A 24,593-nucleotide genomic window follows, 5' to 3' on the forward strand; every position below is an offset into this window, starting at 1 on the left:
TACAAACAATTAAATTTTTAAGATTATGAAAATCAATTTATCAGTTATTTTAGCCCTTTTTACCTTTTGTTTTGCAAACGCTCAAGAAGACCAAGCTGAAGCTGAAATGAATTCCGCAAAAGGGGTGACTTTTCAACAAGGAGATATGTTTCTTGAAGGTTCTATTAAAATTAGTACTGGTGGTACAGCCGATTATTACGGATTTAGTCCAAAGTTTGGCTATTTACTAAACGATAAATTTGCTGTTGGAGCCAAATTAAATTATTCAAGCAACAAAGTAGAAGCGACTCAGGTAAAAACAAATGTATTTGGAGTTGGAGCTTTTGCACGTTACTATTTCTTAGAACTGGACAAAAAACGTTTTAAAACTTATGCTGAGCTTGGCTTAGGTTATGGAAGAAATAAAACTGAGACACCGCTCGTTGGTAGTGATACAGACAATAGTTTAACTGCTGATATTAATGTTGGATTAAACTACTTCGTTACCAAAAACATCGCAGTGACTTTTGTGTTGGCAAATGTTTTGGCTTACAATAGTGTTTCTCCGGAAAATGGTCCATCTTCAGATACTTTTCAATTAAACATCAATTTATTTGAAAATATCTTTGATCAGCCTCAATTTGGAGTTCTGTATAGATTTTAGTCTGTTTACAATATTGAGAAAACCCCAAATAAACAAATTATTTGGGGTTTTTATTAAGATAGGAGTGTTCCGCATATTCCTAAGCCAATAATCAAATATAATGCTCCAATAATAAAAAAAACTTTTGCTCCATTAGGATGGTTTTTCTTTACTGCAAAACCAATAATTGTCATTAAAATTGGCGGCCCCACCATAATTGCTATAAAAAATGCGACCAAACCATTTAAATTACCTACTTCCAGCGCTATCATATTCTTTATATTTTAGTTCTTAATTCTTCCAGTCTTTCAATTTTATCATCTCTGTAAAACAAATTCATTGTTTCAAAAGGGATTATTTTATTATCCTTGTTGACAATATGTACACATGATTTTTTTATTGCTCTCACGTCAAAATTATAGGCATCAATAAACTGCATGATAATAATTCGAAACAGATTGTCATAACCTAATTCAGGCGCATCAATATTGGGAAGGCAACATAATATTGATTTCAAATTTTCCTGCGCTACTTCTACAGAATTCCCTGTACTAAACAAGTCTATCATTTTGCCGCGAAGTACTTCATCCTGCTCATAAATAATTGTGTTTTTACTATTATCCAACAAATCATTTGGATTAATATATCGTGTCAACGGAAAAACCTCTTCTCCCAATTTTAATGCATAACCCATTACCAAAGCATCTGGATTACAAGGAACGGGAAGTAAATCATCTGAATTAAAAACGGTGGTCTGTTCCAGAATTTTTCTTCTTACTTCCGTTAATGTCATGCGATCCGTTTCTAAATTGAAATTCTCCAGTCGGCCTGCAATTTGAGTCGGCTGAAATGTAACTCCCCGAACACATTTTTGTTTTAGTGCAAATTCAACAATTTTACCTATTTCATGATCGTTTAATCCTTTTTGAAGTGTCACAACCAAAGTCGTGGACAAATTAACTTCATTTAGATTTTCTAAAGCTTGTTTTCGTATTTCACTTAAATCAGCTCCACGCAATTCCTGCAATACACTATCTTCAAAAGAATCAAACTGAAGGTAAATTTCAAAATCCGGAGCATAACTTTTAAGTCGCTGAACAAATTCTTTGTCTTTCGCAATTTTAATTCCATTTGTATTCACCATTAAGTGTTTTATTGGAATCGATTTTGCATAATCTAAAATTTCAAAAAACTCAGGATGTATAGTTGGTTCGCCACCACTAATCTGCACAACGTCCGGTTCTTTTTCATTTTTAACAACCGTATCAAGCATTACTTTAATTTCTTCAAGAGTCCTGTGTCTTCCATAATTGGGAGACGAACCTGCATAACAAGTCGGACAGGTCAGATTGCATCGATCAGTAACCTCAACAACTGTCAGACAGGAATGCTGTTCGTGATCCGGGCATAAACCACAGTCATACGGACAACCATAATGCGTTTTTGTATTAAAAGTGTACGGCATCTCAGATGGTTTATTGTAGTTTCGGATATTCTTGTAATACTGAATATCGTCGGCAATTAAAACCTTAGAATTTCCATGCTCCGGGCATCTTTTAAGCATGTAGACGTTCTCATCTTCAAAAACAATTTTGGCATCAATTCTCTTTAAGCATTCCGGACAAAGGCTTAAGGTAAAATCATAATAAGTATATTTTCTAACCGGCATTTTTTACAAATAAATTTAAAATTGTTTTGTTATAATAAAGCAGACATACTAAACATAAAATCTGAATCGAACTTATACCAAAAATCAGGAAATGATTTGGTTTCAAAAATTCTACAAAAAAGCGAAATGCAAAATAGGTAATCATAAAATACTGAAATAACAGTCCGCTTTTAAGATTTTTTGTTTTCAGTTTCTTTAGAACAAAAAACAAAATAATCAGAAAAATTAATTCGTATAAGGCAATTGGATGTCTTTTAATATTATCTCCAAGATTCATTCCCATAAAAAAAGTCGTTTTTTTTCCATACGTAAACTCATTCGTACCAGATAAAAAACAGCCAATTCTCCCAATAAAAATTCCCAGAATAATTGGGAAAGTAAATAAATCGCCTGATGATTCTTTTTCGCCAATAATCTTTTTAGCAATTTCAACACCTAATAGTCCGCCAAACAATCCTCCCATAATTGTTTTTGCATTGAAGAGTTCTAAAATTGATTTTATATCCGAATGAAAAACAGGATTTTCCAGAAAGCCCATAATTCTGGAACCGAGAAAAGCTCCAATTGCTGCTCCTAATACAATCGATAATCTATTGGCAGAAACGATAGTATCATTCGTTCTTTTTCGCAAAAAAACATAATATCTATATCCTAAAAAAAATGCCAGATATTCTAAGACTAAATGGATATTAATTTCATAACCAAAAATAACCGGCTCAAAAGGGAGCTTCATTTCTTTTAAAATTTAATACTACAATTCTGTAAAGATGCAAAAAAAATGTTTTGAAACTCAAGCTGATAAAATATTATAATTAAAAAAGTGTTTTAATTCTTTCGACTTATAAAGCAAAAGCTGTTTCAATTTGGAACAGTTTTTTTATTTATATAAAGATTAAACCTTTGTAACTTTGAACCTCTAAACCTTTGAACCCAGAAGAAAAATGCTCGACGAAACTCCTAAACGATTTGACCGGATTATTGCTATTCTGATTCAGTTACAATCCAAAAAGATTGTAAAAGCTCAGGAATTGGCCGATCGTTTTGATTGCAGTTTACGAACTATTTACAGAGATATTCGAACTCTAGAAGCTTCGGGAGTTCCTATTTATAGCGAAGCTGGCGTAGGTTACGCACTAATGGACGGTTATAGATTGCCTCCTGTTATGTTTACGCGCGAAGAAGTAAGCAGTTTTATTGCCGCCGAAAAACTGATGCAAAAATTTACCGATCCTTCGTTGGGAACTCATTATGCATCAGCTATGTACAAACTGAAAGCAGTTTTAAGAGGGAACGACAAAGATTATCTTTCTAACATCGAATCAAGAATTGTAATGCAGGATGCTGAACCGATGTTCAATGATAATTCACCAAACACTTTGGCTGTTCTTTTTGAAGGAATTGCAGAAAAAAAGCAGATTCTTTTGACCTATAAAACTTTTGAAAAAGACGAAACCACTCAACGTAATCTGGAGCCTGTAGGTGTTTTTCATGACAATAATAATTGGTATTTTCTTGGCTATTGCCATCTTCGAAAAGATTACCGTCAGTTTAGAACCGACAGAATTCAGGGCATAAAAAAAACAGATTTCGATTTTACTATTGAGCACGATGCCCTGGAAACTTATTTAACCAAAACAGAAACCTGTCCCACAACAAAAGTCCGTCTTTTAATTGACCGTAAAATAGCACGGTATTTGGCAACTGAGAGAAAATATCATGGTTTTATTTCGCAGAAAGAAATTGACGAAAAAATCGAAATGACCTTTATGTCCAGAGATATTACTAATGCTTTTCCGAGATGGTTTTTGATGTTTGGAGATTATGCTGAAATTCTGGAACCTGAAATCTTAAAAGCCAACGTTCTGAAATTGTTAGAAATCAACAAGCAAAGATTATTATAGAAAAAACTCCTGAGAGAAATTATCTTCAGGAGTTTTTTATTTATTGCTGTTTTACCACATTATAGAAATTGTAATCTGTATTGGACGCATCTGTAATTCCGATATTTCTTCCCATCGTTACAATCTGACCCCGGTGATAAGTTCCGTGATTGATAACCTGAAGCAGATAATCTGCAATTGGCAGTTCGCATTCAAACCACGGATTTGTTATTTTAATTTCTGTGCTTAAATCTTCTTCCGACAATGAGTTGATAAAGTGTTTCAATTTTGCAGACGAGTTAAGCAAACCGGCAAAAATCTCTTCTTTAGATAATTCATCTTCCGCTTTTTTCTGAGTAAGCGCCTTTTCAGAAATTACCGAAAACCAATACTCTTCTGTAGACCAGATATGATCCAGTGTTTTCATTATAGTTGAAAAACTCGAAGGCATTTCCGCATAAAGCAAATCATCTGACTTTGGCGAAAGCCAGTTTACAAATTGCTGATTTACCCATAAATTATAATCTGCATAATTGGACATTATCTTCTTTAAACTCATAGTCTTATTTTTAGATTTGTGATATTAAGTTAGTAAAAAATAATCAATTATCTTTCCCAGAAAAATGGTGGTTCGATATTTAAAGCTCTTAAATAAACATAAGCCTGTCCACGGTGATGTACTTCATTATCAATAAAGTACAAAATGTTTTGAATAATCGGAAACTCGTATTGTCCAAAAAGATTAAAATTTTCACTAAAATCTTCAATAGATAACTGCTCCCAGTATTTATTGATTTCTTCTGTAGCCAGATCCCATTTTTCAAGATACTGTGCTTTAAAAATCAATTTTTCTCCCGCTCCTTCGTTATAAGGCTCACTTGCTCTATTTACAATTCCTTTTAAACCCGGAACGGCAATAGCTAAAAGTTCGTCAACCAATTTTGCAAAAGGTCTCATTCCTCCTATTGAAAATTCAAAGAAATCTTTCTCTGGAAAAACTTCGATCAAACGACGTGTAAGAGCGCGATGCCCTTGCCAGTGTTTCAATAAATCTTCTTGTGTAATTACTTGTGCTTCTAATGTTTTCATGGTTTTAAAGTTTTAATATTTTTAATACTTCAAAAGTAAAATGGGCTGGTGACAACAGTTTGTCAGCAGGAAAAAATAATTTTAAAAAATCTTTTGTTTTTCCTTTTTAACCCTTTTAAAAACATCTTGCTTTTCTTTCCGGCTTCAACAATTCCGTTTCTCCAATAATCCTCAAATATTTAAAATTTAACAAATTTCAAATTGTTAACTGTTTTTATTCAAAACCTGTTAAAAAATCATAAAATACTGACAATCAAAAAATTAAACAGAAACAATTTCGTAACTTTAAATAACCCAACTAATAAAACATGAAATATGAGAGCTGCTCTACTTCTACTTTTATTATTTTATTCGGCCATATCTTCATCACAAGGAATCATAGTCGACACTACAACTTTGGGCATACCTGAACTGATACGGGCAGAATTGATGCAAAACGGTTGCTCAAACGAAAGCAATTTTAAGTTCTCATCACATCAGGGTATCGGTAAATTTACCAACACCAATCCAAACTTTCCCATTTCAAACGGAATCATTATACGTAACGGAATTGCTAAACACACAGAAGGCCCTTACACCGGTAGCAATGAAAGCAGCAAACTGAATAATGCTACCGATAATGATTTGCAGCTTATTAGCGACAGCAATGGTCAAGTTGTACCTGTTACAGATGTCAGTTTTCTTGAATTTGATTTTACGCCTTTATCAAGCAATTTCAGTTTTGATTTTCTTTTTGCTTCAAATGAATATGGTGAATTTCAGTGTGGCTTCAGCGATGTTTTTGCTTTTATCCTGACGGATTTAACAACGGGAATTTCTAAAAATCTTGCAATATTGCCAGGAACAACAACTCCTGTTTCAGTTAAAAACATTAGAGATCAACAATATAATTCATCCTGTTTATCTGCCAATGCCAATTTATTTGACCGATATAATGTTGCGAATCCATCTCAATCGGCTATTAATATGAGAGGTGAGACCAAAGTTTTAACAGCTTCCTCAACTATCGTTCCAAACCGAACTTATCGCATAAAACTCGCTATTGGCGATTATAATGACAGTAATTATGATTCGGCAGTTTTCATAAAAGGAGGCAGTTTTATGACTACTATGGATTTAGGTCCCGACAGAACCATTTGTCAAGGCGAAAAAATTACACTGAAATCGGATCTCGTCGGTAATTTCAGCTATGTATGGACACTAAACGGAGCAGTAATTCCAAATGAAACAAGCAATTCTTTGACAGTAGACAAAGCAGGAACTTATGGAGTTACAGCAACACTTTCCGGTTGTGTAGTAAAGGACGAAGTTGTAATTAGTGATTTGATTATTAAAACTCCCCAAAACTTAACTGCCTGTTATAACACAAATGGTATTTACACCTATGATTTGACTCAGAATAATTTAACTCAATTGGGAATTGATCCGGCTAAATACGCAATCTACTATTTTGATTCTCTGGCTTCTGCCAATGCAAATGGGCCGATGATTCCAGAAAATCAATTAAATTCTTATACAAGTTCCGGAAATCAAACTATATACATAAAAGTGGTACCTGCTTATGACAAAACCTTTTTCTGTGATAATTTAGTTCCGTTTAATTTATTAGTAACTAATCCAATTACTGTTGTAAAACCACCAGATTTAAATGTGTGTGATATTATTTCTAAAAATGTTTCTGTAGATTTAACAGTTCAGGAAACCATCATCTTAAATGGATTAAATCCTACCGAATACAAAATCAGATATTACAATAGCGAAACAGAGGCTAACAGTGCCAGAAACAATATTTCCGATCCAAAAGCATTCCTTACCTCTTCGTCGCAATCACCAAAAACGATCTGGGTACGTATTGAAAATGTCTCGAATTCCGTTTGTTATACAACAGTTAACTTCAATATCATCATTAATCCGCTCCCAATCGTAGATAAGATTTCAGATGTTATCGCCTGCAACAGTTATACTCTTCCTTCAATTACAAATGGCGAATACAACACCTCAACAAATGGAACGGGAACCAAACTAAATCCCGGAGATGTTATTACCACAAGCAGCACTATATATATCTACAAAGGGCCAACTACAAACAGTTGTACTAACGAAAGTAGTTTTAATATAACACTGATTTATGAAATTGGTTTCAAAAAAGAAGCCTGCGGACAATATATTGTTCCCAAGGTACCTGCGGGTGGTTTTTATACTCAGTCTGGCGGACAAGGAAATGTTATCCCGGAAGGAACAGTTTTTACAACAAGTCAGACTATTTATTATTATGCCGTGATTAACGGATCTGTCTGTCGTGACATTCCGGTACCTTTTACCGTTTATCCTTTGCCGGAAATAGATAAACCTCAAAATGTAGTGACTTGTGATTCGTATACATTACCGCCTTTGACAAATGGAAATTATTTTACATTATCAGGAGGTTTAGGCAAAGCGCTAAATGCGGGAGACAAAATAACTTCAAGTCAGACTATATTTGTTTATGCAAATGACGGAAGATGTACCAATGAACATTCTTTTAAAATTGATATTGTTAATTCTCCGATTTTTATTCCGATCTCGCGATGCGGAAGCTTTACTTTGCCTCCCGTCGCTATTGGTGGTTATTATGAAAGTCCTGGAGGTCAGGGCAAAAGTATTCCGGCTGGAACTGTTATTACCAACTCGCAAACTATATATTATTACGCTACAACTACAACATCCCCCAATTGCACCGAAAATCTTAAATACGTCATCACTATAAAACCATTGCCATTGGTAGATACTCCTGCCAACAGACTGGAATGTGCCCGTTATGTTTTACCGCCATTGGTAAATGGTAATTATTTTACCAAAACCAACGGCGGAGGAGCCCGACTAAAAGCAGGCGACATCATAACTTCAACACAAACCATTTATGTCTTTTCTGTTGGACCTGAATGTACAAACGAACATCGTTTTAGTGTCGAAATCAGACCGCTTCCGCCTGTTGATAGTTTTACAGATGTAGTAACCTGCAACGATTTTAAACTTCCAAAACTAAAAAATGGAAAATATTATACCGCAACAGGAGGTCCGCATGGTCTGGGAACACAGCTTGCAGAAGGAACAGCCATCAATACAACACAAACCATTTATATTTATAACGAATGGGCCAATTTTACTTCCTGCAGTAATGAAACCTTTTTTAAAGTCAATTACAACGGAATAGATGTGGGTAATTTTAATAACATAAATGTTTGTGACAGTTATACTTTACCTCCGTTAAAATTAGGTAATTATTATGCGCAACCAGGCGGGAAAGGTTCCATTATAGCAGTCGGAACCATATTAAAAACCTCGCAGACTATTTATGTTTATGCCGTTTCAGGTAATCGCCTCACCTGCGTCAGCGAAAAGAGTTTTACAGTTAGCATCTCTCAAACTCCTGTATTAACCAATACTCCTGATGTTGCAATTTGCGAAAGTTATACCTTACCTCCTTTAGCCATCGGAAATTATTACAGCGGTCCCAATGCCACCGGAACTCAATATACAGCAGGGCAAAAAATAAATGTCAGTCAAAAAATGTATATCTATGCGGCAGCGGCTAAAAATCCCAGTTGTTTTGCTCAGGATGATTTTGACATTACCATTTATCCTTTAAAAAATTTCTCTGTACAAAAAGGAATTATCTGTGTCGATTATCAAACTGGGACGTTAATAAATTCAGTAGTGTTAAGTTCAGAAATTAATTCAGCTGATTATACCGTTGAATGGTATTTAAATAGCACAAAAATGGGTACAGGACCAACTTATACCGCAACTCAGGAAGGAATCTACACTGTTGTACCTGTCAAAAATGTACCCGATGTTGGGAACGACTGCGGTTATAATCCAGCGACAGTAACTGTCGAAAAATCCAGTCCGGCTATTGCAACTGTGACTGTATCGGATGAATTTGAAGATAATATCGACATCATTGTAAATCTAATTAATGGTTTTGGAACTTATGAATACCAACTGGATGATGGCGATTTTCAAACCAGTACTATATTTCAGAACGTTGATTCAGGTGAACATGCTATTACGATAAGAGACATTAAAGCGAATTGTGACAATCTTATTCTATTTGCCAAAGTACTCAAATACCCTAAATTTTTTACTCCAAACAATGATGGTTACCATGACACCTGGAATATTCCGGATCTTGCCGATCAGCCTGATGCAGTCATTACTATCTTTGACCGTTATGGTAAATTTCTAAAAACGATCAAACCTTCCGGTGCAGGCTGGGATGGTAATTTTAATGGAGGTCCGCTTCCTTCTTCAGATTATTGGTTTCAGGTTACTTATACTAAAAATGGCGTGGTTCAGGAATTCAAAGCTCATTTTAGTATGAAGCGATAATAACTTGAGTGTACTAGAATCCTTCACGCGACCATAGGACCATTTTGTAAATGTGATACTATTTTTTCTATATTTGGAAGAAAGAAAAAGCTTTGGATTAATGACAACTTTATCTTTAAATCATAAAAATACCAGCTAGAATTCAAATTACAATTCCAAATAAAACAGATGACAAAAAACATTTCTTATGCTCTCTTAATGTGCCTTAATGCATTTATAACTACTGCTCAGATGAATGGTTTACATAACACATTAAAAGATCATAAATTGTATGGAAAAGTCAAAAGTGTCAGCACTCATTCAATCAATAACGATGAGAATCCAGAAGAATCAAACAAAACTCTTAAAGAGTATTTTGATGAGAAAGGAAGACTTACACAAGAAGATTCGTATCAAAATGGCAAACTAGGTACTTCTTCTAAATATTATTATGGCAGTAATGATTCAGTAGTAAAATTTCAACATTTTGACCATGAGAATCATAAAATTCGTGAAACTATATTTTCTTTTAATTCAAAAAACCTTAGAGAAAAAGAAATAAATTATAGCAATGACACAATCGAAGATCAATTTCAATACAAATACAATGAGAAAAACCAACAAATTGAAATTGCATTTATTATCTATAATAATACTTTAGGAAATAAAAGCACGAAAAGCTATAATAGCAAAGGCTTACTATACAAAAAAACTGACTTTGACAACAACAATGAAATTGTGGCAGAAAGTATCAATAAATACAATCTCAAGAATCAACTAATTGAAAATCGAACAGTAGATTTTAAGGAAATAGATACGAAAACGCTATATACCTATGATGCAATGGGAAATGAAAACTCTTCAGTTTCATTCAACAAGAATAAAGAAATGATTTATCGCTTAGATTTTATGTACGACAACCATCGAAATCTCATTAAATCATCTCAAAAAATGAACGTAGCCGGAAGGCTAATTGAGATAACCGAGAGTTTAGGATATACTTTGGACGATAAAAACAACTGGATAAAATCAATAAGAACTTCCAAAAATAAAAAAGGAATCCAAAAGCGTATTATAGAGTATTATTAGAAAACTTTTTTCTTTTTTAAAAATTTATGACTCTCCGCTCATAAAAAGCAACATACCAAACTAAATATCAGGCGCAATAAATACAATTCTTTAAATCAATTGGATTTGAAAAATATTTTTACAAAACAAACCACTTATCACAAAAATATTTTAAAAACTTTGGCCTTTTACGCAGCCTATATTTTAATTTCATTTCTATTTTTTTATGTCCTGCCTCATGGAATCTGCGCACCAGGTCCAAATACAATATTAATTTTGTTGGCACCTTTTATTATTGGAATTCTCACTATTACTAATTTGATAAAAACATTCTCAAATAGAGAACACTTAGGTTCGTTATTAATTCATTGTTCAGTCTTAATTATTTTACTCTTTTTCATATTATAGTCGAAGTTTCATAAAGTTCATTTGGAGTAAAATCAGGACAATCTCAATAAAAAAATCAAATCTTTCTGCTTCAAACTAATAATCGAACTCCGTTTATAGTTATTCAATCCTCAACTTTGTACCTTTGCAGCTTACAAACTTTGGAACTCAGAAAAAATGATAGAAGATAAAAATCCACAACGAACGAGCATAGCTCAATTGGGCGAATTCGGTTTAATTGACCATTTAACCAAAAACTTTGATGTTACACAAGAATCGACTTTAAAAAGCATAGGAGATGATGCAGCTGTTCTTGATTTTAAGGACAAAAAAGTAGTCGTTTCTACTGATTTATTGATAGAAGGAGTTCACTTTGATTTGGCTTATATGCCATTAAAACATTTAGGATACAAAGCTGTTGTAGTAAATGTTTCTGACATTTGTGCCATGAATGCTAAACCAACACAAATTACAGTTTCAATAGCGGTTTCAAACCGCTTTCCGCTTGAAGCATTGGAAGAGTTGTTTGCAGGAATCACACACGCGGCAAAAGAATATAAAGTAGATGTAATTGGCGGAGACACAACCTCCTCTCAAAAAGGCTTAATTATCAGTATAACTGCTATTGGTGAAGCTGATGAAAATGAACTAGTTTACAGAAACGGAGCTAAACAAACTGACTTATTAGTAGTAACCGGAGATATTGGCGCTGCCTATATGGGATTACAGGTTTTGGAACGTGAAAAACAGGTTTTTCAGGTTAATCCAAACAATCAGCCCGATTTGGATCCATATACTTATTTGGTCGAACGCCAATTAAAACCGGAGGCAAGAAAAGATGTTCGTACTTTACTTCATGCTTTAGACATTAAACCCACTGCAATGATTGATATTTCGGACGGATTATCTTCTGAAATTATTCATATCTGCAAGCAATCAAAAGTGGGTTGTAATTTATATGAAGACAAACTGCCTTTAGATCCGCAGTTTATTTCTACTTGCGAAGAATTTAATATCGACAGTACAACAGTTGCTATCAACGGTGGGGAAGATTACGAGCTTTTATTTACAATTGATATCAATGATTTTGACAAAATAAAAGGAAACCCGAATTTTTCTGTAATCGGACATATGGCAGAAGAAAATGAAGGAATTCATCTTGTAACACGTGCTAACACAAAAATTGCTTTAAAAGCACGTGGCTGGGACGCTCTTACTGAATAAATTTTAAAAATTCCAATAAAAAAATCCAAATTCCAATGCTTAATAATAACTATTGGAATTTGGATTTTTTTATTGGAATTTCATTTAAAAAAGCCCTTTGCTTTTTGCTTCTCTGACTAAATCATCATCAGAACTACTTTTTATTTTGAGTAATTCTTTCAGGTGTTTTTTTCTTTTTTCGATTGCATTTAAAGAGATTGGAATATTATGAAGCATCTCATTAACTGAGGAGCCTTTAGACAAATGAATTAATATTTGCTTATCATATTGATCTATTTCGATTGCATTGTGTGTAGTCTGATTCAGCATTTTTACTACAGACTGGCTGTAATATTTTTCGTTTTTCATCACATTATCAAAAGCCAAAAGCAATTCATCAAAAGTAAGGTCATTTTTTATGATCAATCCATTGGGTTGAATTGTTCTGATTATGGTTTTAATTTTCAGCAGTTCCGTATACATAGTCAAAAGAATAACCTTGCAGGAAGGCATTTTCTTTAACAGCAGCTTTGCTAAATCTTCTCCTGAAAAAATCTCCTTTTCCTCATAAGGTGGCATACTGATATCTAAAAAAGCAATATCAAATAGTGGTGTGTTCTCATTTTCTATTATATCATAACCTGATCTGCAATCGTGTGCCTGAGAAATAAAAAACTCATACTTCTTTGGATTATAACGAGTTATCGCGTTCTTATATCCTTCAATAATAAATGGATGATCATCTACTATTAAAATATTCTTTTTAACTAATTGCGGAACTGGAGCTGTTAAATCAAATGTCATTATTTTGCAGGTTATTATTTGGGTCTATAGGTATTTTTACAATAAGGATTGTTCCTTCTCCTTTGGCAGATTTTATAGTAACTGTACCCCTACATTCTGTTGCCCTGTACTCAATATTGTGCAGACCAATTCCGTTTTTGGTTTTATTGGTATTAAATCCTATTCCGTCATCTTCAATTGTTAAGACTAAATCATCGTTTTCAATCTTAAACTCTATTTTAATAATATCAGCCTTAGCATACTTATTACAATTTTGAAGTCCTTCCTGAATAATCCTATATAAATTGATTTTAACAATATTACTAATTAATTCCCATTTAACATCAGGATCAAAAGACGTAATCAATTTGGAACTATATGTATTTCTTTGATTTTCAAATAGTTTATTAAGAATAGCAACAAAATTATTAATTAATTCTGACTTTTCTCTATTTAAATCGTGAGAAATTTCACGTATATCCTGTTCAATATTTTTAAGCTCTGCTAAGTATTTTTTTCTTTTAGACGCTGCTTCAACTTCATCAACCTTGTCCAGACTGTCTAAACTGATCCGAATACCAAACATGCGTCCCAGAACTCCGTCATGTAATTCCTGTGCTACTTTTTTCTTTTCTTTAATTCGGGTCAGCTCAATTTCATTTTGTTGAGAAATCATTAAATTGTAAATATCCTCATTTGCAATCTGTTGTTGTTGTTTAAAAAGTAATTCACGGTTTTTTGCCTGTTGGGTTTTATAAACATAAAAAAATAATCCAAGCAATGTACAAATACTAAAAACATAAACCAAAGTCTTATTCTTTTCCTGAAGATTGAAATTCTGATCTTTTATTTCGTTGGTTTCATATTCGATTCGGGAGAATTTCTCGCCCATATTTCGTTCTGCTTTTAAAACTTTATCACTCAAACGGATGTATTCTTTTGAATAAATAGAGGCATTACGCGGATCTACAACTGCAATTTGTTTTAAAGCAATCAATGTATTATTTAGTTTTTCGAAAGATCTCGAAAGTAGAAGTGCTTCTTTAGAAATTTTAATAGCATTTACAGTATCTTTTTTGAATGCATAATATTCAGATAAATGAATTTGATTAGAAATCATTTCGGTTTTTAACCCCAAACTGTCTCTAATCTTCAAAGATCTGTAAAACTGCTCCGGAAGTCCGTCCATTCTATTAGACTTAAATTTTGCATAAGCCAAATTATCCAATAGCATAGCATATAATATTGTCTTTTCCTGAAATAGATTTTTTTCTTCTAACCCCTTTTCAAAATAGTAAACAGCTTGAGTATAGTTAAGCATAGACATATAAATAAAGCCTATATTATTTAGCGACGTTGCCCTTAACTGAAGATCTGATGGAATTGTATTGTCATTTAAAACGTCTAGTGCTTTATTCTGAAACTCCAAAGCCTTCTTGTACTCTTCTCTTTGGTTATACAAAATACCTAAAAGGTTGTAACAATCATAAAGCTGACTGTTTACATTTTTTTTCTGCTTTAATATTCCGAGAACTTTAAAAACCGAAATTTCACTCTCAAAATAATCTGACTCATTGTATTGTAAAGTTGCCTTGCTTAATAAAGTTTTAGCCAAATTACTTTCGTCATTAATCTGAACATAAATTTTTTGGGCTTTAAAATAATTTCTATAAGCACTATCAGAAATTGTTTGAGCGCTGTAGTAGTCCCCTAAATAGGTATATGCTTTAGCAATATTTGCCGAATCCCGAGCACTTATAGATCGGTCTAAGATTAATTCCGAAATCATTTGATATGACTTTAGATCATTCATATTATAATATCGATTCGCAATTTTAAATAAATTGACGAGGCTAAGAGAATCCTTTTTCTGATTTTGTACAATCAAAAATGCTTTCTGATTGTTTTTTTGTTTTAAATCATAGCTCAAATTAATATCATTGGCCAACGACAGATAAATAGAAAGACTATCTTCTGTAGAATTAACGCTCTGATCTAAATGTTTTTTTTTTGTACACCCAATAAAAAACACAAATAGAAGCAATACTATCTGACAATATTTTTTCAATAGAGGTTCTGAGTTTCACCAAAAATAGTAAAACTATGCATACAAAAAAAGGCTGTCAAAATTTTGACAGCCTAAAATATTTTTTTACAATTATTTCTAAAATTTAGTCTAACTTTTTGCTAGTTCCTAAAGATTGATTGATATCTGCGAAATTTGATTGATTGTTTTTTAATGACAAATTTTGTTCTACTATCGGATCTTGTTTTCTTCCACCACCAGCTGAACCACCTAACTTAGGATCGATAATATTCTCTGAAGTTGAAATTTTTATTTTCTTTGAAAAATCTGTAGGATTTGCAAAAGAAGTTGCTACCATTACTAAAGAAAATAATCCGATTGTCAAAGCTGTTTTTTTCATGACCTGAGGTTTTAAATGTTTGTTTACTTTTTTTGGAGAATGACTGCTGTTTGTTGCGAATCATGGTGTGAAACTAATACAGGGATCGAAAAAAATTTATACAAAAAATTGAGTTTATGGTAAATCATACCCAATTGATAGTCAATGGGTAGCAAATTCGTGTAAACGTCTGGTTTTTAGATTTCTAAGTAATTTCCTGCAGCAAAATCAGAAATTATAAGCTCTACATTTGCTTTGTAAGTTTTAGAAAATGGAATCTTTTTAGAAGAGTTTTTTATGTAACAGATTGAGTTTCCGCTATGAATTCTGGCAATATAGTTACGATTGATGACATAACTATTGTGAATACGGATAAAAGGATACGACAAAACGCTCTCAAAATGTTTTAACGTTTTAAATGCTGTAATCATTTCACCTGTATTCAAATAAATGTCGGTTGAATTATTATCGGCCTGAAAGTAACAAATATCGGCTGCGTTTAAATATCGATAATCTCCATACGATTTTATGCAGATTGTTAATGGTTTTTCGATATTTTGAGGAATCGTTACGTTGTTTACGTTATCTATAACAATTGAAGTTGGTTCTTCTTTTAATGGCGCTGTTTTTAACTCTAAATTTGCTTTTTTAAGCTTCAAAACTGTTTTTAGAAGATCAATATGTATAACAGGTTTTAAAAGATAATCAAAGACACCATATTGAATTGCATCAAAGGCTTTGTCTTTTTTACTTGTAGTAATAATAATTTTTGGAATTTCCTGAAAAAAACGGTGCAATTCACTGATAAAAGCCAGAGATAATTCACTTGCCTTATTTTTAGGATCAATTTCCAGAAAAACCAGGGCTGGTTTATGCTCCAAAACCAAATTTAAACCTTCTTGAAAATTTGATGCGGAAGCCGTAAAAGATAATTCTGAAAAACCTGTAGCGGTTGTTTTGGTCTTCAAAATACTTTCAGCATCATCATCAATAATAATATACGAATACTTTTTCAAATTTTGGTTTTGTTGCTTTTCTCACTTCACAATCACAATCAAAAAAACAATTTAATTTGATCCTTTGCGAAAAAATTTTGGTTTTGGCATTTTTCCGCATTTAAAATTACGGATTTTAACTTTTTAAGCATTTCATTGTTAACACATTACACCTAAATGTTGATACATAAAGATGAAATGCAAAAAACATCGATAAAATGCCTGTTTTTTAAAATCAAAAATCCCAAACTCCTTTACAGAATTTGGGATTTATAATATAGAATGTAAAGCTTACATTTTCATTAACCAGTTTTTCATCGAAACTTCATTTTCGATAATACCTCTTAATTCAGTAATTTTTACGCGATCTTGTTTCATAGTATCTCTATGACGAATCGTTACCGTTTCGTCTTCTAATGTCTGATGATCTACTGTAATACAGAAAGGTGTTCCCAGAGCATCCTGCCTTCTGTAACGACGTCCTACAGCATCTTTTTCATCATACGCCACATTGAAATCCCATTTCAGGTCTTCGATGATTTTTCTTGAAACTTCCGGTAAACCATCTTTTTTAACTAATGGTAAAACCGCAGCTTTAGTTGGAGCTAAAACAGCCGGTAACTGTAAAACTGTTCTTGTAGAACCGTCTTCTAATGTTTCTTCTTTTAATGAAGTTGCAAAAACAGCAAGGAACATACGATCTAAACCTACCGAAGTTTCTACTACATAAGGAACGTAGTTTTCATTTAATTCAGGATCAAAATATTGTAATTTTCTTCCGGAATATTCTTCGTGTGCTTTTAAATCGAAATCGGTACGAGAGTGAATTCCTTCCAATTCTTTAAATCCGAATGGGAAATTAAATTCAATGTCTGCCGCTGCATTTGCGTAATGCGCCAGTTTTTCGTGATCGTGGTAACGGTAATTTTCTTTACCTAAACCTAAAGATAAATGCCATTTTAAACGTGTTTCTTTCCAGTGTTCGTACCATTTCATTTCTTCTCCCGGACGAACAAAAAATTGCATTTCCATTTGTTCAAATTCACGCATACGGAAAATAAATTGTCTTGCAACAATTTCATTTCTGAAGGCTTTACCCGTTTGAGCAATTCCAAAAGGAACTTTCATACGACCTGATTTCTGAACATTCAAAAAGTTAACAAAAATACCCTGAGCTGTTTCCGGACGCAAGTATAAATCCATTGCATTTTCTGCAGAAGCTCCAAGTTTAGTTCCAAACATTAAGTTAAACTGCTTTACATCTGTCCAGTTTTTAGAGCCGGTTTCAGGGTCAGCAATTTCAAGTTCTTCGATTAAAGCTTTAACATCTTCTAAATCTCCGTTACCTAAAGAACGTCCTAAACGCTCTCTGATTTCTTTTTCTTTAGCTAAATATTCAATTACACGAGCATTTGTAGTTACAAACTCTTGTTCGTTAAATGCATCGCCAAAACGAGCTTTTGCTTTGTCAATTTCTTTTTGTGCTTTTTGGTGAATTTTTTCAGCATAGTCTTCAACCAAAACGTCAGCTCTGTATCTTTTTTTAGAATCTTTATTATCAATTAATGGGTCATTGAATGCATCAACGTGGCCTGAAGCTTTCCAAGTTGTTGGATGCATCAATATTGCAGCATCAAGGCCGACAATATTTTCATTCATCTGAACCATTGATTTCCACCAATATTCACGGATATTCTTTTTTAATTCGACACCGTTTTGTGCGTAATCATATACAGCACTTAAACCGTCGTAAACTTCGCTTGACGGAAAAATAAATCCGTACTCTTTTGCGTGCGAAACCACATTCTTAAATATATCTTCTTGTTTTGCCATAGTGATGCAAAAATATAAAAAGTACCTTTAAAAAAAAGAAAAATTATAAAGATTGAACCATTGATTTTGTTATTTTCGTAAATAAAATCTTTCTTTTCGTGATTAATTATCTAATAAATCTGTTTTTTCCGAAAGTCTGTAGTGGATGTCGGGTTCTTTTACTGCAAAATGAAACTGTTTTCTGCACTTCATGCCGACACGAAATGCCTCTGACTCAATATCATTTAGATCCAAAAAATGAAGCTGTAAAAAAGTTTTACGGTAAAGTTGAGATTCAATTTGCATCTGCTTTTTTATATTTCAATAAAAAAGGAATGGTTCAGGAACTTATTCACAACCTGAAATATAAAGGGCATCAGGAAATCGGAACTGTTTTAGGAAACTGGTATGCCGAAGATTTAAAAAAACTAAAGACAGAAACACCTTTTGAAATAGTGATTCCTGTTCCTTTACATCCAAAAAAATTTAGGGAACGCGGTTATAATCAGGTTAGCACTTTTGGAAAGGCTTTGTCCGAAGGTCTAAGAATTCCCTATAACGATTCTGTTTTATACAGAAAAAAATATTCTAAAACACAATCCAAAAAAAATCTTTTAGGACGATCTGAAAACATTGAAAATATTTTTGATGCAGTTTTGACAGAAGAAATTCAGAATAAACATTTTCTCATTGTTGACGATGTTCTTACAACCGGTGCAACACTCGAAGCCTGTTCCAGAGCACTGTTAAAAATTCCCGGAGCAAAAATTAGTATTATCTGTATCGCTATGGCACATTCATAACAATAAAACTTCAAGCTTTTAAATTCCTAATCCCAATAAAATGCTTAATTTGGAATTTAAAATATTAGGTTTTAACAAACTAGTTTACCAATATTTTCTTTATGACTCTTCTTTCCCCGTCAGTAACAGTAACCAGGTAAAGTCCAGACGGTACATTTGGCAATTGAATATCCTGAATAAAATATCCTGAACCCTGAAAAGTGTTGCTATAAACATATTTCCCTAAAATATCATGAACATAGACTTTTACTTCTTTTACAGAATCTCTGCTAAACTGAATTGTAAAATTTCCTTTGTTTGGATTTGGAAATAAAGTAAAATCAACATTTTCAAAATCAGAATTCCCAAGTGTATATGTCTTATTACAAATAGTAACCGAAGCCGAATTTATTGTTCCTAACGCTCCTGTAACGTTATCCCGAACTCCAAAAGTCCACGTTCCTTGTGCATTTTCGTTATTGAAAGCAGTTAAAGCACTTGCAGGAACAACAATCTGACTTGTTGTTGTACCACAGTTTAAACTTGTTCCACTGTCATCAAACTGAAGTGCTAATGTTGAATTTGTAGTTCCACAGCTTTTATTGAACAAAGTTACAACTGTTCCGCTTGGGCTTACAATCTGCATTTCCAAATCTGAAAATCTTGCATGTGTAACATTCACAGAAACATTTACATCTGAAACTGTTCCTGTAGAAGACGGAACATTAACCGTTTTATTGGTAAACGTTGAGCCGTTACCTGTCGAATAACCTCCCTCAAAATTATAAGTAGAACAAGTTGTTGCAATAGAATATCCAATTGCAAAAGGAGTACTGTTTACTGCATAATAAATATTATTTTCAGGCTCTATCAAAAGTCTGCAATTAGTAGATGCCTCAAGGTCTGACGGAGCTAAGATTGTTTCCGAACCGTCATTTGGAGTCCCCGAAGCCAAAGTAACCGGAAATGTTAATCCTCCATCCAAAGATAATTTGATATTCACATTAGATGACCCCTGAAGTGTGTTGGTGTTGTTTACCGCCCAGGTAATAGTTTGCGCCGATCCTTTTTCCCATGCTACATTTCCATTATTTTGTGAAGTTATAACAAAAGGTCCGGCAGCAGCATTAACGGTTACTACCATAGCATCTGTATTAGTCTGAGTTGTTCCGCTTGGTGCATTGTCTCTTCCTGTCAAAGTAAAATTCATAGTTTTGGCTATAGACGAAACCGATTCCCAGGTTGTAGTCAAAGCATTGTTCAAAACCGAACTCAAAGCCGGCATATAACGAACTGGTGAAGTTGTCGGTGGCAGCGATCTAAACATCGGACCATTTGGTTTGGTTGCATAGGCAATACTGTTTGCTCCCGAAGTAGTAATTGCATTATCATATTGCTCCCAGGTATAAGTTATACTATTCCCTTCAGGATCTGATCCTGTTCCTCTTAAAACAAATGGTGTACTAATAGGAATTGTATAATCAGCACCTGCATCTATTATTGGTGGATTGTTTGTTATTGGAGTAGAAACCGGACAGGTCTTTGTTGCTAAGTTATTCTGAATCTGATTAATACTTGCATATGAAAAATAATCATCGGAGTTATCCTGCACATCGTAATCTGTTACGCCGGCATATGCCATGATAGTCGAACCACTGCCTGGTTCGTAGCTTGTTCCTAATCCTTCAAGTACATACGAAAAAGTATGCGACCCTCCTAATTGATGTCCCATCTCATGAGCTACAAAGTCAATATCAAAAGTATCTCCCTGTGGTCTTCTATCTGCCGGTGAAGTAAATGCACTTCCTTTTCCATAAGGTTGTGAAGAAGTTGGATCTACACAGACACAGCCGATACAATGTGCATTACCACCGCCTCCAGAAGCACCAAACAAATGTCCAATGTCATAATTTGCATTTCCAATTACATTAGTTAAAGTAGTTTGAACTTCCTGTCCCCAGGTTCCTCCCTCTTTTGCTCCATCAGCAGCAATAGAATAAGGATCTGTAGAAGCATTGGTGTAAACAACCGCATCATTATTTGCAATTAAAACTACTCGTACAGAAAGATCTCTGTCAAAAATCCCATTCACTCTTGTCAATGTAGCATTCATTCCTGTTAATGCTCCTTCTTTTGTACCGCCAAAATAAGCAGCATATTCTCCTGTGCAGGATAAAGCTAAACGAAATGTTTTAAACTGTTTGGCACTGGAAGCCGTTTTGGCAGTAGCAGAAGATTTATTTTCAGAAATAGCATTGATTGTTTTGCATTCTAAACGCGATTTAGAAGCCGTATTGTCTGTCGATTTAAACAAAACATACTCTGCTTTATTATCCGGATTTTGTTCAATATATTCTGTTGGTTTATCCCCTCGAAAAACCATAGTTTGCATTCCCATTGGCGCAACACTAAAATGGATTTTAGCATTTTTATCATCAATTCCTCTTCCTTGGTAAGCTCTAATTTCAGGATATTTTGCCTGTAATTCCGGATCAAAATTGGAAGATTCCCAAACTGAAAAACGTTCTAATGTTCCATCAGTATTTGGAATCGTTATTTCTGTTTCAGCATTTGGCGCCAATTTACTTGTTGTTGAAGCCAGTTTGGCGCTAAGCAAATCTGCATTTAGTCTATAATACCGTTTTCCCGCATCGGAAACATTTGCTTTTTGCGAAAGCGACGAAGAAGAAGTTACTTTCTGCCACAAAACATCATTTTGAGCGCTTACTTGCAGGCAGCAGAAAATAAAAAATATATAAAGTAATTGTTTTTTCATACCTCTAAGTTATTACATCAAAATTACTTCAATTAATTTAGATTGTGCAATATATAAGACAATTAATGTAATTTGATCGACGAGTGGGCTTATTTTCACAAAAAGAAATTAGTTGTTGGCTAAAATTCAATTTTGCAGTATTAAATTTAAAACAGAATAGTATAAATTTGCAGCATCTTAAATAATTTGTTTTGAAGCTCTTTCATTCTATAAACGATTTTCAGTCAACCAAGAAAACAATCTTAACTCTTGGTACCTTTGACGGCGTACATATTGGTCACAAAAAAATTCTGGAAAGAATAACACAAAATACTGAAAACGGGAAATACGAAAGTCTGGTTCTTACCTTTTTCCCTCATCCAAGAATGGTTCTTCAGGAAAAATCAGAAATAAAACTGCTTAATACGATCACTGAAAAAACAGAACTTCTGGAAGCAACCGGAATACAAAATTTAATTGTTCATCCTTTTAACGAAAGTTTTTCAAGACTGACTGCTGAAGAATTTGTTCATACCATTTTAGTAGATAAGTTTCAAATCCATAAAATAATCATAGGGCATGATCATCGTTTTGGACGTAACCGAACTGCAAATATTGATGACTTAATTGCTTTTGGCGCAGCATACGGATTTGAAGTAGAGCAAATTTCTGCCGAAGAAATTCAGGATGTTTCAGTAAGTTCAACCAAAATCAGAAAAGCTTTAAACGAAGGCAATATGGCTTTGGCAAATGAATATTTAGGATACGATTATTTCCTTAACGGAACAGTTGTAAAAGGAAAACAACTGGGCCGAACAATTGGTTTCCCAACTGCAAACATTCATATTGAAGAAGATTATAAATTGATTCCAAAAATTGGTGTTTATGTGGTAAAAGCGGTTGTAAATAACGAAGTTGTTTATGGTATGATGAACATTGGTTTTAATCCAACTGTTAATGGAGAAAGACAGACAATCGAAGTTCATCTTTTTGATTTTGATAAAGATATTTATGATCAAAACATCAAAGTTTCATTGCTTCGTTATATTCGTGAAGAGCAAAAATTTGGTTCTGTTGATGCTTTGAAAGCACAGCTTAATCAAGATCAAAATGAAGCTTTGGCTTTTATAAATCTTCTTTAAAAATCGAAACCAATAGTTTTTACTATTTTTAAATCATCGTAGTTACTTTTTTTGTAAATTTGATAGAACACTGTTTTTCAAATATTTACTATTAACTTCTTTAAAAGTAACCACTATGAAACTACCTAAAGAAATTACCAACGGTTTTTTGATTTTTCTCGGAATAGGCATTTATTTTTTATTGATGAATGTTTTGGGTTTAGCAGATTTGTTTTACTTGAGAACACTTAATGTATTCTTTATATTTTACGGTGTTAACAGGACAATGCAGATGAACCTTCATGAGGGAGAAACTAATTTTGTATCAAATGCTGTTTCTGCAATGGCTACTTCAGTTGTTGGAGTGTCATTGAGCGTGTTTGGATTATTAGTCTATAGTTACGCTAGAGGCGGAGATGCTTATGTAAGGACTTTATCTGAAACATTTATGTTTGGCGGAAATCCATCTGTACCCACTTATTGCATTTGTTTATTATTTGAAGGAATTGCTTCCTCTGTAATTGTAACTTTAATGATGATGCTTTACTGGAACAATAAGTATGCGGCCGATTAATTAATCAGAATAAAAACAAATATTTGAACACTCAAAATCATAGAATTACTAAATTTTATGATTTTGAGTGTTTCTTTTTGGTACAGTCCAAAACATATAATTAAAAGAAACATTGAAGCTTCTTTCAAATCAAAAATTTAGTCAAAAGAGTTCATATTTCTCGATAAATATTTTTAAATTGCTTGTACCACAGAGATATAAGCAATTTTTTTTTATTAGAAAATGAAATTAAAACAAATAGAAAGGGTCAAAAAAATCTCTAAAGAAGATTTTATTTCCCAATATGTAAAAAAACAAATTCCCGTTGTTGTTGAAGAACTGACCGAAGACTGGCCAGCTTATCAAAAATGGAAATTATCCTATATTAATACTATTGCAGGCGACATTACAGTTCCTTTATACGATGATCGTCCTGTAAATCACGAAGAGGGATTTAATCAGGCTCATTTAAAAATGAAAATGAGTGATTATATCCATCTTTTAGAATCAAAACCTACCAATTACCGCATTTTTCTTTATAATTTAATGAAAGATGTTCCAACCCTGAAAAATGATTTTTTATGGCCCGACATTGGCTTGAAATTGGTCAAACAACTGCCAATGTTATTTTTTGGAGGAGAAAATGCAAGAGTATTTATGCATTACGATATCGATTACTCTAATATTCTGCATTTTCATTTTCATGGGGAAAAACAGTGTATGATTTTTGCTCCCGATCAATCCAAATATATGTATAAAGTCCCTCACGCCTTAATTTCAAGGGAAGACATTGATTTTGACAATCCTGATTACGAAAAATTTCCTGCCCTGAAAAATGCGGAAGGCTTTATAACCAATCTCAAACACGGCGAAATGCTTTATATGCCCGAAGGATATTGGCATTATATGAAATATTTATCTCCGGGATTTTCGATGAGTCTTCGTGCTTTTCCAAAGAACATTGTTAATTTATCCAAAGCTGCATACAATGTTTTTATCATGCGTCATTTTGATATTATGATGCGAAAAATAAAAGGCCAGAAATGGATTGATTATAAGAATGAAAAAGCGATCACAAATACACATGAAAAGCTAAGACATACAGCATAATTATAAAAA

The 24,593-nt window shown here is 33.3% G+C and carries 20 protein-coding genes; 9 read left to right on the plus strand and 11 right to left on the minus strand.

Translation table 11 applies throughout. The annotated features are described in order from the left end of the window. Window positions 1-25 precede the first annotated feature (25 nt). Window positions 26-643: an outer membrane beta-barrel protein gene (locus ACFS3A_RS13905; protein ID WP_379826201.1), complete on the plus strand. Its 618-nt coding sequence runs from the start codon at window positions 26-28 to the stop codon at window positions 641-643. A 53-nt stretch (window positions 644-696) separates the two neighbouring features. On the opposite strand, the gene ACFS3A_RS13910 is transcribed toward ACFS3A_RS13905, so the two are convergent. Genes ACFS3A_RS13910 through ACFS3A_RS13920 form a run of 3 tightly spaced genes read right to left on the minus strand, consistent with a single transcriptional unit; the run spans window position 697 to window position 3,024 of the window. Then, window positions 697-894, minus strand: a complete 198-nt coding sequence (locus ACFS3A_RS13910) for a hypothetical protein (RefSeq protein ID WP_379826202.1) — start codon at window positions 892-894, stop codon at window positions 697-699. Window positions 895-899: 5 nt separating this feature from the next. Then, complete coding sequence (locus tag ACFS3A_RS13915) at window positions 900-2,291, minus strand: radical SAM protein (RefSeq protein WP_379826203.1); 1,392 nt, start codon at window positions 2,289-2,291, stop codon at window positions 900-902. After that, window positions 2,281-3,024 carry a prolipoprotein diacylglyceryl transferase gene (locus ACFS3A_RS13920; RefSeq protein ID WP_379826204.1) on the minus strand — a complete coding sequence of 248 codons (744 nt, stop codon included), beginning with the start codon at window positions 3,022-3,024 and terminating at the stop codon, window positions 2,281-2,283. The genes ACFS3A_RS13915 and ACFS3A_RS13920 overlap by 11 nt, the downstream gene beginning before the upstream one ends. Before the next feature lie 208 nt (window positions 3,025-3,232). On the opposite strand from ACFS3A_RS13920, the gene ACFS3A_RS13925 reads away from it, so the two are divergent. After that, window positions 3,233-4,192, plus strand: a complete 960-nt coding sequence (locus ACFS3A_RS13925; protein ID WP_379826205.1) for a helix-turn-helix transcriptional regulator — start codon at window positions 3,233-3,235, stop codon at window positions 4,190-4,192. 40 nt (window positions 4,193-4,232) lie between these two features. On the opposite strand, the gene ACFS3A_RS13930 is transcribed toward ACFS3A_RS13925, so the two are convergent. Beyond that, entirely contained in the window at window positions 4,233-4,730 is a 498-nt protein-coding gene (locus tag ACFS3A_RS13930; protein WP_379826206.1) for a DinB family protein, read from the minus strand. A 47-nt stretch (window positions 4,731-4,777) separates the two neighbouring features. Next, the gene (locus ACFS3A_RS13935) at window positions 4,778-5,260 is read right to left on the minus strand and encodes a DinB family protein (RefSeq protein ID WP_379826207.1); all 483 of its coding nucleotides are present in this window, start codon (window positions 5,258-5,260) and stop codon (window positions 4,778-4,780) included. A gap of 315 nt (window positions 5,261-5,575) precedes the next feature. Here ACFS3A_RS13935 and ACFS3A_RS13940 point away from each other — a divergent pair, with 315 nt between their 5' ends. The 3 genes from ACFS3A_RS13940 to thiL all read left to right on the plus strand — a co-directional run bounded on the left by ACFS3A_RS13940 (window position 5,576) and on the right by thiL (window position 12,289). Continuing rightward, window positions 5,576-9,631, plus strand: a complete 4,056-nt coding sequence (locus ACFS3A_RS13940) for a T9SS type B sorting domain-containing protein (RefSeq protein ID WP_379826208.1) — start codon at window positions 5,576-5,578, stop codon at window positions 9,629-9,631. Window positions 9,632-9,799: 168 nt separating this feature from the next. Further along, on the plus strand, window positions 9,800-10,699 hold the full coding sequence (locus ACFS3A_RS13945) for a hypothetical protein (RefSeq protein ID WP_379826209.1): 900 nt from the start codon (window positions 9,800-9,802) through the stop codon (window positions 10,697-10,699). A gap of 543 nt (window positions 10,700-11,242) precedes the next feature. Then, entirely contained in the window at window positions 11,243-12,289 is a 1,047-nt protein-coding gene (thiL, locus tag ACFS3A_RS13950) for a thiamine-phosphate kinase (RefSeq protein ID WP_379826210.1), read from the plus strand. Between the two features lie 84 nt (window positions 12,290-12,373). On the opposite strand, the gene ACFS3A_RS13955 is transcribed toward thiL, so the two are convergent. From ACFS3A_RS13955 to ACFS3A_RS13975, 5 genes are all read right to left on the minus strand, one after another. After that, window positions 12,374-13,072 carry a response regulator gene (locus ACFS3A_RS13955; RefSeq protein WP_379826211.1) on the minus strand — a complete coding sequence of 233 codons (699 nt, stop codon included), beginning with the start codon at window positions 13,070-13,072 and terminating at the stop codon, window positions 12,374-12,376. Then, on the minus strand, window positions 13,062-14,840 hold the full coding sequence (locus ACFS3A_RS13960; protein ID WP_379826212.1) for a tetratricopeptide repeat-containing sensor histidine kinase: 1,779 nt from the start codon (window positions 14,838-14,840) through the stop codon (window positions 13,062-13,064). Before ACFS3A_RS13960 ends, ACFS3A_RS13955 begins: the two co-directional genes overlap by 11 nt. Before the next feature lie 382 nt (window positions 14,841-15,222). Next, complete coding sequence (locus ACFS3A_RS13965) at window positions 15,223-15,477, minus strand: hypothetical protein (RefSeq protein WP_379826213.1); 255 nt, start codon at window positions 15,475-15,477, stop codon at window positions 15,223-15,225. A 176-nt stretch (window positions 15,478-15,653) separates the two neighbouring features. Beyond that, window positions 15,654-16,472 (minus strand): LytR/AlgR family response regulator transcription factor, encoded by an 819-nt coding sequence (locus ACFS3A_RS13970; protein ID WP_379826214.1) that lies wholly within the window; start codon window positions 16,470-16,472, stop codon window positions 15,654-15,656. A 270-nt stretch (window positions 16,473-16,742) separates the two neighbouring features. Continuing rightward, on the minus strand, window positions 16,743-18,284 hold the full coding sequence (locus ACFS3A_RS13975) for a glycine--tRNA ligase (RefSeq protein ID WP_379826215.1): 1,542 nt from the start codon (window positions 18,282-18,284) through the stop codon (window positions 16,743-16,745). A 98-nt stretch (window positions 18,285-18,382) separates the two neighbouring features. Here ACFS3A_RS13975 and ACFS3A_RS13980 point away from each other — a divergent pair, with 98 nt between their 5' ends. Further along, the gene (locus tag ACFS3A_RS13980) at window positions 18,383-19,066 is read left to right on the plus strand and encodes a ComF family protein (protein WP_379826216.1); all 684 of its coding nucleotides are present in this window, start codon (window positions 18,383-18,385) and stop codon (window positions 19,064-19,066) included. A gap of 79 nt (window positions 19,067-19,145) precedes the next feature. Here ACFS3A_RS13980 and ACFS3A_RS13985 read toward each other — a convergent pair whose 3' ends face one another. Beyond that, window positions 19,146-21,821, minus strand: coding sequence for a zinc-dependent metalloprotease (locus tag ACFS3A_RS13985; protein ID WP_379826217.1), 2,676 nt, complete (start codon window positions 21,819-21,821; stop codon window positions 19,146-19,148). 191 nt (window positions 21,822-22,012) lie between these two features. Between ACFS3A_RS13985 and ACFS3A_RS13990 the strand changes: the two genes are divergently transcribed. From ACFS3A_RS13990 to ACFS3A_RS14000, 3 genes are all read left to right on the plus strand, one after another. Continuing rightward, window positions 22,013-22,942 carry a bifunctional riboflavin kinase/FAD synthetase gene (locus ACFS3A_RS13990; RefSeq protein WP_379826218.1) on the plus strand — a complete coding sequence of 310 codons (930 nt, stop codon included), beginning with the start codon at window positions 22,013-22,015 and terminating at the stop codon, window positions 22,940-22,942. A gap of 115 nt (window positions 22,943-23,057) precedes the next feature. Continuing rightward, the gene (locus ACFS3A_RS13995) at window positions 23,058-23,495 is read left to right on the plus strand and encodes a hypothetical protein (protein WP_109190997.1); all 438 of its coding nucleotides are present in this window, start codon (window positions 23,058-23,060) and stop codon (window positions 23,493-23,495) included. A gap of 222 nt (window positions 23,496-23,717) precedes the next feature. Beyond that, a complete protein-coding gene (locus tag ACFS3A_RS14000; RefSeq protein WP_379826219.1) occupies window positions 23,718-24,584 on the plus strand; it encodes a cupin-like domain-containing protein in 867 nt (288 codons plus the stop codon). Window positions 24,585-24,593: the final 9 nt, after the last annotated feature.

Origin of the sequence: Flavobacterium notoginsengisoli (assembly GCF_042686225.1) — a bacterium.
Lineage (GTDB): Bacteria > Bacteroidota > Bacteroidia > Flavobacteriales > Flavobacteriaceae > Flavobacterium > Flavobacterium notoginsengisoli.